The organism is Bacillus cereus group sp. Bc010, from assembly GCF_027716745.1.
GTDB classification, from domain to species: Bacteria; Bacillota; Bacilli; order Bacillales; family Bacillaceae_G; genus Bacillus_A; species Bacillus_A pacificus.
In genome coordinates this window covers 1-15461 of the sequence record NZ_JAQFUY010000025.1, presented here as the reverse complement: position 1 = coordinate 15461, position 15461 = coordinate 1, and the positions used below count along the sequence as shown (strand labels likewise).

Sequence of the window (15461 nt, the reverse complement as noted above, 5' to 3'; positions counted from 1 at the left end):
TTATTCCGGCACACTCATTAATTTCTCTTTCATTTTACGAATAAGAATGATAGCACCAATTGTGAAGAGAAGGGTGATTCCTTCTGCAACAAAGATGTTAATTGTTTTCGTTTGGTAAAGTGCCGCGAAGAAGTCTACAAGTGCGTGGAATAGTATAGCGTACACAAGGAAGATATATTTCTTCTGCTGCACTGCGTATAAAACAAGCATTGTAAAGGCGATTTGAAGCACGAGTGCCATAATTCTTTCTAAGCTACCAAGGAAGTATAAGTAGGCAGGTTGCTGAATTAACATGTCCTGTAGGCGACTTAGTTCCGGCATTTTTTCGACCATCTGGGCGAAGCTACCGTTGTTAATTGAATTCGCAAATATAAGTGCTTGGAATGCAGAGAATCCGCCAACTAAAATGGATTCTATCCCGCCGTGACCTATTCCGTAAGCAAAGCCATCTTTATATTCTTGATATTTTTTTAGTAGGAAGAAGAAGGCAACGAAGCGTCCTAATTCTTCAAAAATACCAGCAGTGAGTCCGCCATAGAGTGCGAAAACAAATGGATTTTCTAAAATTGGAGCGATTGCTGGATTACCGCGCATAAATAGGTGGAATGGTGTTTCGAGAATTTGGGTAAATCCGATAAAGATAAGAACACCAACGCCGACTACTTTCCAATTTATATTATATTTTTTACGGAAATAAACGAGTACAATAATTGGGACCAGAATCGAGACAATGAGTTGAAAGATGATGCTGGCAATTACAGTATTTGAAACCATACTTTCACCGCTTTCTAATATATGTACATATCTATTATGCATGAAATATAGGAGAGATGAAACTTTTTAAGATAAAATGAATTTACTTATTGACTCTAACGTTGCGTCATACTTTATCGTATGTACTAAGGGGGAGATACACATGGCAATGAAGGTAAAAGAAGTAGCTAATTTAGTTGGAATTAGTGTGCGCACACTGCATCATTACGATGAAATCGGGTTGTTAACCCCAGACGAGACGACAGAGTCTGGATATCGTCTGTATTCCAATGAAAATTTAGAGACGTTGCAGCAAATTTTATTTTTTAAAGAATTAGGCTTCCCTTTGAAGAAAATTAAAGACATTATCATGAGTCCATCATTTGACCGGGAAGAAGCATTGCAGCTTCATAAAAAAATGCTTCTTGAAAAGCGGGCTAGGTTAGATAAAGTGATTGCGACGATTGATAAGACAATTCAGCATACAAAAGGAGAGATTGAAATGACGAATAAAGAGAAATTTGAAGGCTTCGATTTCAGCCATAATCCGTACGAAGAAGAAGCGCGTGAAAGATGGGGAGACGCAGCTGTAGATAAAGCGAATGAATATGCGAAAGGTATGTCAAAAGATAATCAAGAAGAGTTTAATACGATTTACAGAAATTTAGCGGCGCTTAGACATGGTGCACCAGATTCTAAAGAGGCACAAGATGCAATTGGAGTATGGTACGATTATTTGCAAAACTTCGGTGAATATTCATTAGATGCTTTTAAAGGACTTGGTCAAATGTACGTCGCTGATGAGCGCTTTACGAAAAATATCGATAAGTTTGGCGAAGGTTTAGCTCAGTTTATGTGTGATGCGATGGAGGTTTACGCAAATCGTAAGAAATAGTAAAAAATAAAGAAGATGGAGGTTTTCTCCACCTTCTTTATTTTTTTATCATATCATTCAAAGTCTGATCCTCTGTATTGTTCAAATGAGGATTTTTGCTCATTTCACGTTTTAACATATCGAGGCTCTGTGTATATTCTGTATCATTTAATGCGCCAGATTGAAGGCCTTGAATTTGAGAAATCAACTTTTGGTCTGTTGATACATATGCTTTATAATAGCGAGGGACGATGGACAAAGCAGTTCTATATACTTGATCCGCTACGAGTTTTGGATCCGTTGTGTTTGCACGGTATACAACAAATACTTCATCATCGGTAACGAGCGTAGCAGCGTTTGTAACGTCAGGAAGTTTGACTGTCATGCTTGTAATCATTTCAGCGACTTTCTCACGGTTAATGGCTCCTACTTGTTTGTTAGACACTTCATGCTTTTGTTTAGATGAATAACCGACTCTTGTAAGCCGTGTATTTGTATTTTCCGTATGATACATGTCGTTTTTATTGGAAACAAGAACACGACTTCCTTCTTCACGTTCCATTTCGGCTTTATTCGTTGATTGGCAGCCTGCAAATAAGGAAAGAGTGAGAAGAGAAAGGATAATTTGTTTTTTCACGATGTATCACCTCCTTCTCCATAGCATGCACTAATTTTCAATTTTTTGTATTTGAAATTGTTGGTTGGTATGCTTTGTGATACGATAAAAAGAAGAATGCTTAGAGAGGAAGTTAATGATGGAGCAAAAGCAAGAGATTCATGCTACGGTGAGCATTAATAATGTGCAGTACGAAGTAATTAAAAACTTTCGTGACGGTTTTAGTGAAGAAGCATTTAAAGAGCGCTATGCAGAAATTTTAAATAAATATGATTACATCGTTGGGGACTGGGGTTATGAGCAACTTAGATTGCGCGGCTTCTTTGATGATAGTAACCAGCGTGCGACATATGATACGAAAATTAGTACGTTATCGGAGTATTTATACGAGTACTGCAACTTCGGTTGTGCACATTTCGTATTACGAAAAGTGAAGAAATAAAAAAATCCTCTTACGATTGTAAGAGGATTTTTTGCATTATAAACAAATCGAGATACGATCGCCTTCAGAAAGTATTGTATTTGGTTTCATTTGTTGTCCGTTCAATTGAATATCCCCGTTTTTAATTTTATTCACAATGCGTGTACGGCTCCAGTCGGAAATATATGTGGATAAAGTTTTATCCATCCGGTGGGAACCGAAAACGAGGTCTAATACAATCGTAATTTCAGCTATACCATTTTCTTTATGTTGCGTAATGGAAATGGTAGTAGTTGTTTCTAGTTGATCCTGCTGCGACATATCGACTGTTTCAACGTGATCAGTAAATGATTTATAAATACGCAATTTTTGATTCCACGTATGATCTTTCGGACATTTATAAATAGCAAAGCGGTATATGTTTTTTCCGTTGGCGTTATGCCTACGAATATTTGTATCGGTAAATAGGGTAGTGCGTCTGCAATTTTTACAATACTTTTCGATTGTGTTTTGCTCGTTTTCATATAAACTCCAAGAAAGTTGTACTTTCTGCATTTTCCTTCACCTCTTATAGTAGTGGCAAAGAAACGTAATACAGCTATTTGGATGTCTTGTAGTATGAAGACAGGAGGAAAAGACAAAAATAAAAGGAGGTTCCCCAAAGAGGAACCTCCGTAAACATCATACTACAGATGCAATACGTTCCTTTGTAATGGGAATGGGCAGACTACTCCCTTGAAAAAGCATGGTGCTTTTTTGAGAGTAATGCTATCCAATTGCTGGTCCATTACAAAGTAGTTATTGGCATACGTAGATAACGTCCTTTCTATCCAAATAGATTTATTCTTCATTATAACATAAAGATTAGAAAATTCAAAATACTTAAAGCGAAAAAAACACCAGCTAAAAAGCTGGTGCCTAAGATAAATTATATAAGTTCAAATAAAAATGAGCGTAGTTCTTCTGCAATTTCTTCAGTCATAGAAAATGCGTGCTCTAAGTAGCCTGGTTCGTTTAAATCGTCAGCGCCGATGATTGCGAATTTATTACGCTGCATATCAAGGACAATTGTTTTACCGTAATGACGATCGGAGTATAATAGCGCTAAATCATGACGCTCATTTTCTCCCATAAAGCTAACGAAACGAGTTTTTGTAGCGACAGTGTCGTCGTACAGAAAGAAACGTTCTTCCATACACATGGCTCCTTTTATTAAATATCTAAGTTTAAGTGTGGCTTATGATCTAAATGGTGATGCGTTTTAATGAATCGTACTGTTCTTGTTTTGTAACGCATTACGATAGAGTATGTTTCAGCTAAATCTCCGCCTAGGAATTTTACGCCGTCTAATAATTCACCAGCAGATACACCAGTTGCTGAGAAGATTGCGTCATCACCAGATACTAAGTCTTCTAGCATTAGAAGTTGACGAGGGTCTTCTAATCCCATTTCACGACAACGAGCTTCTTCTTCTTCGTTCATTGGAACTAAGCGAGCTTGCATTTCACCTTCAAGACATTTTAATGCTGCTGCAGAAATAACACCTTCTGGAGCTCCACCGATACCTACGAATAAGTCGATACCTGTCCCAGGTAGTGCTGTTGCGATTGACGCACCAACATCACCATCACCAAATAATTTTACGCGTGCACCTTTTGCACGAACACGATCAATAATATCTTGATGACGTTCACGTTCTTGAACGATAACTGTTAGATCGCGAATCTTTTTATTGTTAGCTTCTGCTACAATTTCAATTGTTTTTTCAATTGGATCATCTAAGCTAATTTTACCAGCTGCTTTTGGACCAACCGCGATTTTTTCCATGTACATATCAGGAGCATGAAGAAGGTTTCCTTTATCTGCGATTGCGATAACTGCCATTGCATTTGCAAGACCTTTTGCAACGATGTTTGTACCTTCTAATGGGTCAACGGCGATATCTACTTCTGGACCGTTACCTGTTCCTAGTTCTTCACCAATATATAACATCGGTGCTTCATCAAGTTCTCCTTCACCAATTACAACTGTACCTGCCATGTTTACTGAATCGAACATATCACGCATTGCTGTAGTTGCTGCATCATCTGCTTCGTTTTTCTTTCCGCGGCCCATCCACTGTGCGGATGCTAATGCTGCTGCTTCTGTTACACGGACAATTTCTAGTGCGAGTTCACGTTCCAAGGTTCCATTCCTCCAATTTCAAAAATCATACAAATATAACTATAACAAATAACGGAGAAAAGGTGAATTCGAAAAATTGTCGATTTTTTCAGAAGAAAGCGTTACAATTAAAATGTAAATGCTTTAATTTCCAGGTAGGTGACATTCATGTATTTTGTAGACAGAAAGAAAATAGAACAAATGCTAGTATGTTTAGAACGAGCAACAAGTACATTTCAAGAGAAAAAGATATATGAAACCGAGTTTGAATTTTACGCATTAGAACGCATAGCTCATCTAATGATTGATTGTGTATTAGATGTAGGGAATGCGATGATTGATGGATTTATTATGCGCGATCCAGGAAGTTATGAAGATATTATCGATATTTTAATGGACGAGCGAGTGATAAGTACAGAAGATGGACAAGGGATGAAAGAAATTATCCTTCTTCGAAAAATGCTTACGCAAGATTATATTCAAATGAATCATGATGAATTATATAAGACGATTCAAAAACATATTGCAGTGGTAGAGAAATACCCAGCAAATATTCGCAGTTATTTAGAGAAGGAATTAGGACCTGTATCTGCATTTGTACCAGAATAATTATGCTTATAAGATCCCCAGAGAATGCCTTTTGGGGGTCTTATATTGTATGTGAGGGAGAAGGGTGAAGCATGGGGGAAGCACGTACGACGAAAGATGAAATTGTGCAGTTGTTGAAAGTAAAGGGAGAGCACACCGTAGCGGAACTAGCTGAAATGTTAGAGATTACAGAAATGGCAATTCGAAGACATTTAAGTAATCTTGAGAAAGATGGTTTCATCTATTCCAAGATGGTAAGGCAACATGTCGGAAGACCAACTTATTTGTATGGATTAAGCGAAAAGGGAGAAGATACATTTCCGAAAGAGTATAAGCAATTTGCGATTGATATGCTAGAAGATTTAGCTCGAATGGGCGATGAAAAAATACTTCGTTACGTTTTAAAAGAGAGAACGAAGCGTATGGAAGAACAGTTGCAAAAGCGAGTGAGTAATCAAAAGAATTTAGCATATAAAGTGCAAGAGATAGCAGCTATGCAAGAGAAAAATGGTTATATGGTTCAAATCAAGAGAGATGGAGAGAACTCTTTCGTAATTGAAAAACAAAATTGTCCGTTAAAGGAAATTGCAGAGAGATTCCCGCAAGTGTGTGAAGATGAAAAAGAGATGTATAATCGTTTATTTGCGAACGCAGATGTGAAAACGCTAGCAAACATGTGCGAGGGCGATTGTAGTTGTTCTTACCAAATAAAAGAGAAAAAATGAACGTTATGGGGCGCTTTAAGGTAAAGCGTTTTTTTCTTTTGGAAAAGCGGGTAATATAAGAGTGGTATGATAAGGTGAGAACGTTAGCATAGAAGGAGAGACATAATCGATGTATAAAGGTTACTTAATTGACTTAGACGGTACAATGTATCGCGGAGAAGAACAAATTGAAGAAGCAAGCGACTTCGTCAAAGCGTTAGGAGAGCGCGGCATTCCGTATTTATTCGTTACGAATAACTCAACTCGTAAACCAGAACAAGTGGCAGAAAAACTTGTTCGTTTCGATATTCCAGCGAAAGCAGAGCAAGTATTCACAACGAGTATGGCAACAGCAAACTTCATTTATGAACGTAAACAAGACGCAACTGTATATATGATTGGTGAAGAAGGTTTACACGATGCGCTTGTGGAAAAAGGATTTGAACTTGTAGATGAAAATCCTGATTTCGTTGTTGTCGGTTTAGATCGTGACATCACATATGAAAAATTAGCAAAAGCTTGTCTTGCTGTGCGTAACGGCGCAACGTTTATTTCTACAAATGGAGACATTGCCATTCCGACTGAGCGCGGATTATTACCAGGTAACGGTTCATTAACATCAGTTGTAGCAGTATCAACAGGTGTGGATCCAATCTTTATCGGAAAACCAGAATCAATCATTATGGAACAAGCCTTGAAAGTGCTTGGCATAGAAAAGAATGAAGCATTAATGGTTGGGGATAACTACGATACAGACATTTTAGCAGGAATAAATGCTGGTATGCATACACTTCTTGTCCACACTGGAGTAACAACTGTGGAGAAGTTAACAGAATACGAAGTTCAACCGACGCAAGTTGTGCATAACTTGACGGAGTGGATTGAGAAGATGTAATGAAGAAAGCTGTTCCATACTTTGGAGCAGCTTTTTTCTAATATTTGCGGGTAGCCCGATTGGGGTGGGCTAATATTCAGTTGTAATTAGTGTCGTTTTTTGTCGATAAGTCGATATATTTAGAAAATCGCCGATATAATTTGAGTTGCGCTGATATATTTGGAAAATCGCCGATATAATCTGAGTTGCGCTGATATATTAAAAAAATCGCTGATATAATGTTATTTAAAACGCACGATTCACAACATCTTTAACCTCTTCAAGATATTGTTTACGCACACTATCATCCACAGAAGGGACACTTGTATAGAATGTATGCTCAATTGTTTCAATGCCTGTAAATTCAAAAATACCAACATCCGCTGTTTTCTTCATTGCGTCAAACATACCGCCTGTTGTGTATGCCTCTTTCGTATTTCCCATTGTAGATAATAATAATCCTTTTTTACCGCTTAATAACTTTTCAATACCATTCTCACCGTAAGCATAAGCGAAGCCGTGGCTAAATACACGATCAACGTATCCTTTTAAAATAGCAGGAAGTCCCGCCCACCAAACCGGATAAATAAATGTAATGCTATCAGCCCAAGAGATATGCTCTTGCTCTTCTTTAATATCTGCTGGTGTGTTTCCTTGAGAAAATGAGATGAAATCGGAAGCGTCTAATACTGGGTTGAAGTTTAATTCGTATAGATCGCGAACGCGTACTTCATGACCTTTTTCTTCTAATTCACTTTTTACCGTTTCTAAAATCGCATGGTTGAAGCTTTCTGTATTCGGGTGTGCATAAACGATTACATGTTTCATTGTTCTTCCTCCTATTTGTGGATATGTGAATGGTTTCACTGTAACCATTATTGTTACTTCTTTTGCGAAAGTCAAGTAATACATATGTATAAAAAGACGCCTCAAATCGTCTTTCTACACTCCGCTCATACAAAGAACAAAGAAAACAAATAAAATGATAACAATACCAATGCCGAAGTTAAATACGAGAGTACTATCCATATTATGTAACCTCCTTGTTTGAAAGTAAAAAGCACTCTAGACAAGAGTGCTTTTTTATTTTGAGTCTACTTAAAAACTTTGAAAAAAGGACTCATGCATGTAAAGAGTTATATCATTTTATGTGTTTATGCTTTGAAATGAGTAAGTCCTTGTAAGGTATAGAAAAAAAGACACTCTTTCGAGTGTCTTTCAAGATGACAAAATGTGCCAATTGCTTGAGTTTGATAAGGCGCTAATATCCGTTTTAACGCCTTTTCTTTGATCAAGAAGTGTAGCAACAGCGATTCGAATAAATTGTACCATTTGTTCCATGGGCGTGCGTATGCAATTGTGCATATTTCAATTATGAGGTAGGTGATGAACTGTGAATGATTTGAAGTGATTTACTTACGATTTCTTCTGCGGCATATATGCCGATTGCATCTGTTTTTACAATATGGGGTTGTAAATGATTATATGTTGCCCCTAATTCACCATGAAGTGGTGCAAAGGCATAGTTCGCCTTTTCAAGCATGCATAAATCAAGTAAAGAATCCCCAGCTGTAATAATAGTATCCATTTGTAGTATTTCTTGTATATATTGCACGGCGTCCCATTTGTTAATTGGTTTTGGTACAAAGTATAGTTTCCTACCTTGAAGTGAATGATTCCAGCCCTGTTTGTCTAACCAGGAAGTGAAGGATGATAATTCATCATAAGGAATGTTCTCTCGTTTAATGATGCAATAGTGGAATAAATCATCAGCCGTTTTTTGTGATATAACCCAATCTTTATGAGCGATTTGTTCAAATTCCTTTAGTATATCGTTCCTCTCTATACATTCTACTGAAATTCTTTTTTTTATTTCTTTGTTCCAAGTAACATCTTGCTTACCGTTATGAAGGATATTACCGCCGTTACTTGTAATGGCATATTCAGGAATGATTTCATTTTGGAATAAAGTAATACGTTGAAATTGTTCAATCGTTCTTGTTGTAACTGGGATAAAATATGAATGCAGTTGCAATTTTATTAGTAGTGTAATGGTTTTATATGTTATGAAAGAAATTTCTTTTCCATCTAAAGTTTCAATGAGCTGAATTGAATTATCTTCTATATGAGCACGAAATGATTTACGGGAATAAATAAGTGTCTGATCAAGATCACTGGCGAAAATCATATCGTATTCCCCCTAAGAGGCTTAATGAGTCCGCAACATGAATAAGTCATATTCTCATATATTTCAACAGGGACATTCTTTTCTTTAGTAAGAAGTAAAATATGCTTTAAATCAGGAGTGTCTTGCTTTCGTATTAAAATTTTCCACGGTATTCTCCGGAGTAATACGCGAGTTGTTTCACCGACTCCTGGTTTAATTAGATTAATATCATCAATTTCAAAGTGAGTTTGGATAGATTGTATATCTTTTAATCCTTGCCAAGATGGATCGGTGTATGTTGAAGCAATATAATGTAATTGATTATCTATATGAGAATGAACAGAAGGGAATAAATCTGTTATCTCATCGATAAAGAAATTTGATAAATCTTCTTGTTCTAGCTCTTTATAATATTTAACACCATGAAAATCATTTGGGCCAATATAGGTGTCATTTAGTACAGTGCGGCTAATTAGTCCAGAGACGGTCGCATTTAAGCAAGCACTAGGGATAAGAAAATCTTCGCGTGTACCGTAAATTGAAGTACAGTAACCGGGATCAGCAAGTACAGCCATACAATGAGAAAGGTGTGTATTATTTCTCTCGTTAAATGTATGTACTGCCTGTTCCAATTCCTTTTTTATTGCACCCTTTCCAGTCCAGCCATCAATGAATTGAATTGTTTCTGTAGGATGATGTTCTAAAATATAGTGAAGTGCATTTTCATCGATGCCGCGTCCACGAATAATAGAAATACAATAGTGAGGTACATCAAGGTTATATTGATAGCGTATGTAGCGTTTTATAAGAATACCAATAGGTGTACCAGCACGCGCTAATGAGACGAGGACGAGATTCGTTCCTTTAGTCTGTATAATTTGTTCAGCGACAACTCCGACAGCGATGGCTAGTTTGTGTTTGTAATGTTGCAGGGAAGAAAAGAATAAATCCATATATGCTTTAGATGGTTTATATTCCGTTGGTAACATTTCAGAATAATGTATGCCAGCTTGAATGGCTTGTTCTCTCGTTTCTGTGGAACTTTCTTTCATTAAATCACTAATATCTTTTAATAGAAAAATAGCATCATTTGGATCGTAACTACTAATATGGGAATTTACCTTTACCATAATTATCAACCTTCCTTTTCTATGCTATTTGAAAATGAGACGATATGAATACAAGGAATAACTGTTTGTAACTGCTGTAGAAGAGGTGATAAGGCTTCTTCTCCTACATCACGTTCCATAAACACAAATACTTCATCGTATTCATGGGGTGAAATATTATAAAAGTAATTTGTAATAGTAGAATCTTCGGGATTTGGATAAGAGAAATGATTATGAATGGCGTAGTTCACATCATTTGAAACAGGGTGGATAGGGCTTCGTGTTGTAGATTGATATAAAATATTTTCACCCATTTCAGCAGCAATTTTCATTGGAATATACATAAACTCACCCGTTCCGAGGCAGAGTGTTCGTTTTCCAATTCTTTTTCTTTGTAACATTTTTCCTGCTTCTTGAGCAAAAGAATGAATGTGCTTTTGTTCATATGATGAAATGCCAAAGCGTCCAGTATATTTTATATAATTTGATGTATAGGATAATGCTGGACAAATAATCGTATGTTTTTTGAAATAAGGTTTTGTTTCTTCAATATGAGTATCTGTTTTTGTAATATTCAATGGCTGGCCAGTTGTGTGAATGCGGCCTTCTAATAAAAAAATAACATGAATTTTTATTTGAAGTTCTTCTTCTAGTTGTTTAAATTGTCTTCTATTAGTATTAGAACGCCAGTCTAATAAAGAAGCGATGGTATACTCTTCTCGTGGAAATTGCTGTTGAATAGACCTGATAATATTTAGTACGGTTTTCCCAGTTGTCATCTCATCATCTACGAGAATGATTGGATTGTTGTTTTGAAAAAAACTTTTATCCACATAACAACGGTGTGATGTTGCATGGGAATGTTCTTCCTCAAATGTAATGACAGATTCGAGATTGGGTATCGATTCCCTAGTTGTATGTACATACTTTGCATTTTGAAAGCATTGAAACATAGAATGGCCAAGTGCTGTTGCTGTTTCAGCGAATCCGATAAATAAAACTTCTTCTGGCAAGGGATATTGATAATGAAATGTTTCTTCTGGAATTTCATCAACTTCTAATGAAATAAGATTTAAAATTTCTTTTTGAAATGGATGAAAAGTATTATGTAGTATTTCCATATATCTTGCAGCGAGAGCAAATCCACTTGCTAGAGAGACTGCAGGTTTAATAGGAAGATGCTTTCCAAGAATTGTACTTACAAATAAAAAACTCCGCTTCTTATTGATTCTCGCAGCCATTTGAAAAAGATTGTCTAATTCTAAGTTATATGGATTATCACGTACTTCTACATGAACCTTTATATTATTCAAAACGTTATACGTGTTGTTTTGCGTTTGTAATAAGGAGATCGGTGAATTGTTTGTTTTCATGTAGCACCCCGTAAATATTAGATTTTAAAATGGTTTTGCGAGCCCAGTTATAATGGGGCTTTACTTCATTCATTTTGTTAGCAAAACTGCTTTTTAGCACTCCGTTATACGTATTTGCATGTTGTAAAATTGACCTTGCGTCTAAATAATCTTCCATTGTAACAATGTGCATTGCTTGTACAACTTTAATATGAGATGGGTGAATGACTGTCTTTCCAATTAATCCATTTGCATGGTCAAGCGATACCTCTTGAATGAGCCCTTCTTCGTAATCATTAGAAAAATATTCCCATACACATCCTGAAATAACATATCCATTTGTTGCTCTGGAGAAAATATTAATAATGTCGGAAATACAATCACGAACAACAGTAATATGATAGATAGGGTGTGTTTATTACGCCGAATACCAAATATGCTTGAAAAATCAGTAGCACCAATGCGTACATTTAAGATGTAATCACGATAGGAATCTAGTAGATCTTTTATTTGTAACAATGATTTTACACGTGTTTCTCTATACATAATTTCTGGGGATTCTAAAATCGGCATTCCGTAAAGGGATAATGAATATAGCTTGTTTATATAAGCAAGCTGATCGATATAAGACTTTCCATTAACGGGTGTGAATTTTGGAAAGACAAAACCACATAAGCAATGAACCGCACTACCTAATTCAGTAACAATTGTCCTCATTTGACTTGGCTGTCGAACTCTAATAAAAAGAAGGGGGATGTCTGCTTGATTTAGTATGTTAGCACTGACCAAGTTGGCGATTTGCTGTATTTGAAAGACGATATTTTGCTCTGCAAACTTTACTTCCTTATCGCTGATAGAGTCTTCTAGACAAAAAATAATCGAGGTAGCTTCCACATGTTTTTTTCTAATTATATCTTCCGCGATCGTTTCTTTCGTGCCAGGAGTATATAGTGTAGCACCTAATGCGTACGCTAATTGCTCTTTCTCTATATTTTTTGAAAAACTAAGAGGTTCTTTATAGAAAAAATTTTGACGTTCTTCTAAGGAGAGATAAGAAAAATAATTCAAATTGTCACCACCTTATTTCAAATGATTCTGTTTAATCGTAACATAATAAGAAAAATCTTCCATAAAAATAAAGCGAGAAATTAAAAAAACATATTGAGAAAGATGAATTATAAGATGAGTATCGAATATTGTTAGTAGAAATATAATAGGGGGAAGAGAAAGTGGAAATACATGAGCTGACGGTAGAAGAAGCAAATGAGATAAATACGTGGACGTACGAAGAACCCTATAATTTATATAGCTTTTCAGGCGAGAAAGAAGTAATAGAAGAATTGCTAGATGGGACGTATTATGGCTGTTGTGACGATAATGGAGAGTTTATCGGCTATTTTTGTTTTGGGGAAAATGCACAAGTGCCAGGTGGAAGAGATGCTCATTTATATAGTGGAGAAGATGTAATGGATATCGGACTTGGCATGAAGCCGGAGTTAACAGGGAAAGGGCTGGGGAAAATATTTTTTCAAGCTGGGATAGCCTTTGCAGCGAAAGAATATAAGCCGAAAACGTTTCGACTTAGCGTAGCGACATTTAATACAAGAGCGATTACGCTATATAAAAAAATAGGTTTTCAACAAGGACCTATTTTTTTGAGCCGTGGAAGAGAATTTATGCTCATGGAATACGAAAGCCCGTCAGTATGACACTGACGGGCTTTCATATTTCACTCCGAATGCTCAGCTCTATGTGCTAAACGGCTTGAAGCAGCGGCAGCGATTCCACCAACGATATCATCAAGGAATGTATGCACCTTTCCAGTTGATTTATCATTTAAGTATTCTAAAATACCAGGTTTTAATTTATCGATATATCCAAAGTTTGTGAAACCGATAGAACCGTACACGTTAACGATAGAAAGTGCGATCACTTCATCAATTCCGTATAAGCCTTCATCACGTTTTACGATATCTTGTAACGGCTCACTTAACATTCCTTTTTCAGCAAGGACATCGAGTTCGATACCAGTAATTAGTGCATTCTGTACTTCACGTTTTGATAATACACGCTCAACGTTATAACGGCATTCTGACATCTCTAAATTTGGATGATATTTTTTTTGAAGAAAATGAACAAGCTCAGCAATATCATCAATTGTTACACCGCGTTCTTGTAATAGTTGCAATGCTCTTTCTTGTAGTTGATTTGATTCTTTCATGTTTATCACCTTTTTTTCTTTTTAGTATTTGTATACGTTTCGTTGCTTTATCATGTGCATAGGAATGAAAGGCGAGCACAAGCTCATATATATAAAGAAAAACCATAGGTGGCGACTGCGATGATTCATCATATTTATGAGCATTATCATATGCATGTTAAAGAATTAATCCCCCTTGGCCCCTATAAAAGCTTTTGGATTCGCAACAAAATTTATGTACTTGTTCCAATTGGAGAAATGGAGGAAGAAGTACTTGTAGAGATGAAAAAGCTCAGTGATTATATGAACCAGCAAGGGGATATAACTGTAGCGACTTTCGTTCCGACTATACACGGCTACTATGTAAGTGAGATAGAAGAACAAAATTACTGCTTATTAAAAGGTATGCGCGCGTTAGAACGACATGCTATGTCATTAGGAAGTGAGCTTTCTATATTCCATAAACGAGGTGCATTCTTTCCAGAAGAAATTGAGCAATTAAGCCGCATTGGTGAATGGAAAGCGTTATGGGAAAAAAGGCTCGATCAGTTAGAAAAGTTTTGGCAGTCACAAGTGATGAACCACCCTACAGACGTATTCGATCAATTATTTATTGAATCCTTCCCGTATTACTTAGGTGTTGCAGAAAATGCCATTCAATACGTTGTTGATACAGAGATGGATGATACGCCGCAACTAACGGATGCAGCAACCATTTGCCAAGAACGATTCACACCTTTATTATGGCATCAAACGAAGCGTCTCAAACTCCCTTTTGACTGGGTGTATGATCATCCAACTCGAGATATAGCAGAATGGATTCGCTATATGATGATTGAAAAAAAGAAAGACTGGGAGCAAACAATCGTTCAATTTGTTACAGATTATGAACGGAACTATTCGCTATCCTCATTTGGGTGGCGCCTATTATTTGCAAGGCTCCTGTTCCCGCTTCACTATTTTGAAACAGTTGAACGATATTACCAAACTGGAAACGAAGAACAAAAAAGCATATATAGAGATCGCTTAGAAGCCATTTTACACGATGTGAACCGCTCTGAGCAATTTATGAAACATTTTTATGGCTCACTTCGTTTACCAGTTGATAAGCTCGGGATTAGAAAATTAGATTGGCTGTCTTAAAAATATAAAAAAGAGACCGATTGAGGTCTCTTTTTTATATACCACAATTATATGTAATACATTATGCCCCTACCTGTTGATCTGCACATATATTTAAAATGAATTGATGTTGTTCGATTTTTTCATTTACTTTACTCAATAATTCTTGCTGGATTTCTTTAAATAAAAATTGATAGCTCGCATTCCATGTCGGTATAACGGATGAAAGGTCCAATAAATACTCTTTTTTCCTTTCTAGTTCTTGAATTGTTAAAAACGTGTTCCCCATTTTTGGCATGTGTCGTCCCCCTATGTTTTTTACTTTATATGTGTGAACGATTCACTATATAGTATCAATTATCGCATTTTTTGAGAAGGATTTCCAATTTTGTTTTATGATGTTAACGGATAAATGTGATTTGTATAAAAAAAGGAAACCAAATGGTCATCTCCCTGTCAAGTAGACAGTCATAAAAAGAGTATTATGCCACGGCCTTTTCCCGATATTCTATCGGGGA

At 36.3% G+C, this 15461-nt stretch carries 18 protein-coding genes and 1 pseudogene; 7 read left to right on the top strand and 12 right to left on the bottom strand.

All coding sequences use genetic code 11. From position 1 onward, the window contains the following. The gene (locus tag PDQ68_RS21405) at nt 1-816 is read right to left on the bottom strand and encodes a YhfC family intramembrane metalloprotease (protein ID WP_061183274.1); all 816 of its coding nucleotides are present in this window, start codon (nt 814-816) and stop codon (nt 1-3) included. A 100-nt stretch (nt 817-916) separates the two neighbouring features. On the opposite strand from PDQ68_RS21405, the gene PDQ68_RS21400 reads away from it, so the two are divergent. After that, nucleotides 917-1648 carry a MerR family transcriptional regulator gene (locus PDQ68_RS21400; protein ID WP_270786950.1) on the top strand — a complete coding sequence of 244 codons (732 nt, stop codon included), beginning with the start codon at nt 917-919 and terminating at the stop codon, nt 1646-1648. 37 nt (nt 1649-1685) lie between these two features. On the opposite strand, the gene PDQ68_RS21395 is transcribed toward PDQ68_RS21400, so the two are convergent. Next, entirely contained in the window at nt 1686-2264 is a 579-nt protein-coding gene (locus PDQ68_RS21395; RefSeq protein ID WP_061183272.1) for a YhcN/YlaJ family sporulation lipoprotein, read from the bottom strand. A 118-nt stretch (nt 2265-2382) separates the two neighbouring features. On the opposite strand from PDQ68_RS21395, the gene PDQ68_RS21390 reads away from it, so the two are divergent. Next, nucleotides 2383-2685, top strand: coding sequence for a YutD family protein (locus PDQ68_RS21390; protein ID WP_000435941.1), 303 nt, complete (start codon nt 2383-2385; stop codon nt 2683-2685). 36 nt (nt 2686-2721) lie between these two features. On the opposite strand, the gene PDQ68_RS21385 is transcribed toward PDQ68_RS21390, so the two are convergent. The 3 genes from PDQ68_RS21385 to glpX form a co-directional block, all read right to left on the bottom strand. Beyond that, nucleotides 2722-3219, bottom strand: a complete 498-nt coding sequence (locus PDQ68_RS21385) for a DUF1062 domain-containing protein (protein ID WP_016718822.1) — start codon at nt 3217-3219, stop codon at nt 2722-2724. A gap of 373 nt (nt 3220-3592) precedes the next feature. Next, nucleotides 3593-3859 (bottom strand): DUF3055 domain-containing protein, encoded by a 267-nt coding sequence (locus PDQ68_RS21380; RefSeq protein WP_000392606.1) that lies wholly within the window; start codon nt 3857-3859, stop codon nt 3593-3595. Nucleotides 3860-3876: 17 nt separating this feature from the next. Further along, entirely contained in the window at nt 3877-4848 is a 972-nt protein-coding gene (gene glpX, locus PDQ68_RS21375) for a class II fructose-bisphosphatase (protein ID WP_000439091.1), read from the bottom strand. A gap of 147 nt (nt 4849-4995) precedes the next feature. Here glpX and PDQ68_RS21370 point away from each other — a divergent pair, with 147 nt between their 5' ends. The 3 genes from PDQ68_RS21370 to PDQ68_RS21360 all read left to right on the top strand — a co-directional run bounded on the left by PDQ68_RS21370 (nt 4996) and on the right by PDQ68_RS21360 (nt 7014). Continuing rightward, nucleotides 4996-5436: a DUF86 domain-containing protein gene (locus PDQ68_RS21370; protein WP_000274011.1), complete on the top strand. Its 441-nt coding sequence runs from the start codon at nt 4996-4998 to the stop codon at nt 5434-5436. A 71-nt stretch (nt 5437-5507) separates the two neighbouring features. After that, entirely contained in the window at nt 5508-6140 is a 633-nt protein-coding gene (locus PDQ68_RS21365; RefSeq protein WP_061183271.1) for a helix-turn-helix transcriptional regulator, read from the top strand. A gap of 109 nt (nt 6141-6249) precedes the next feature. Then, nucleotides 6250-7014, top strand: a complete 765-nt coding sequence (locus PDQ68_RS21360) for a TIGR01457 family HAD-type hydrolase (RefSeq protein ID WP_000276467.1) — start codon at nt 6250-6252, stop codon at nt 7012-7014. Between the two features lie 225 nt (nt 7015-7239). On the opposite strand, the gene PDQ68_RS21355 is transcribed toward PDQ68_RS21360, so the two are convergent. The 5 genes and pseudogenes from PDQ68_RS21355 to PDQ68_RS21335 all read right to left on the bottom strand — a co-directional run bounded on the left by PDQ68_RS21355 (nt 7240) and on the right by PDQ68_RS21335 (nt 12689). Then, nucleotides 7240-7821, bottom strand: a complete 582-nt coding sequence (locus PDQ68_RS21355) for an NAD(P)H-dependent oxidoreductase (RefSeq protein ID WP_029141223.1) — start codon at nt 7819-7821, stop codon at nt 7240-7242. A 544-nt stretch (nt 7822-8365) separates the two neighbouring features. After that, nucleotides 8366-9181 (bottom strand): HAD family hydrolase, encoded by an 816-nt coding sequence (locus PDQ68_RS21350; protein WP_000575371.1) that lies wholly within the window; start codon nt 9179-9181, stop codon nt 8366-8368. Next, entirely contained in the window at nt 9178-10290 is a 1113-nt protein-coding gene (locus PDQ68_RS21345; RefSeq protein ID WP_061183270.1) for a cysteine protease StiP family protein, read from the bottom strand. Before PDQ68_RS21345 ends, PDQ68_RS21350 begins: the two co-directional genes overlap by 4 nt. Before the next feature lie 5 nt (nt 10291-10295). After that, the gene (locus PDQ68_RS21340) at nt 10296-11642 is read right to left on the bottom strand and encodes a phosphoribosyltransferase family protein (protein ID WP_062822289.1); all 1347 of its coding nucleotides are present in this window, start codon (nt 11640-11642) and stop codon (nt 10296-10298) included. After that, nucleotides 11587-12689, bottom strand: a pseudogene (locus tag PDQ68_RS21335) (HpcH/HpaI aldolase/citrate lyase family protein). The gene PDQ68_RS21340 and the pseudogene PDQ68_RS21335 overlap by 56 nt, the downstream one beginning before the upstream one ends. Nucleotides 12690-12850: 161 nt before the next feature. Here PDQ68_RS21335 and PDQ68_RS21330 point away from each other — a divergent pair. After that, nucleotides 12851-13330, top strand: a complete 480-nt coding sequence (locus tag PDQ68_RS21330; RefSeq protein ID WP_016718818.1) for a GNAT family N-acetyltransferase — start codon at nt 12851-12853, stop codon at nt 13328-13330. A 20-nt stretch (nt 13331-13350) separates the two neighbouring features. On the opposite strand, the gene PDQ68_RS21325 is transcribed toward PDQ68_RS21330, so the two are convergent. Beyond that, nucleotides 13351-13842: a phosphatidylglycerophosphatase A family protein gene (locus PDQ68_RS21325; RefSeq protein WP_000665103.1), complete on the bottom strand. Its 492-nt coding sequence runs from the start codon at nt 13840-13842 to the stop codon at nt 13351-13353. A gap of 120 nt (nt 13843-13962) precedes the next feature. On the opposite strand from PDQ68_RS21325, the gene yutH reads away from it, so the two are divergent. Further along, complete coding sequence (yutH, locus tag PDQ68_RS21320; RefSeq protein WP_016718817.1) at nt 13963-14964, top strand: spore coat putative kinase YutH; 1002 nt, start codon at nt 13963-13965, stop codon at nt 14962-14964. A 61-nt stretch (nt 14965-15025) separates the two neighbouring features. On the opposite strand, the gene PDQ68_RS21315 is transcribed toward yutH, so the two are convergent. Beyond that, nucleotides 15026-15241 (bottom strand): hypothetical protein, encoded by a 216-nt coding sequence (locus tag PDQ68_RS21315; RefSeq protein ID WP_014893439.1) that lies wholly within the window; start codon nt 15239-15241, stop codon nt 15026-15028. Between the last annotated feature and the right edge of the window lie 220 nt (nt 15242-15461).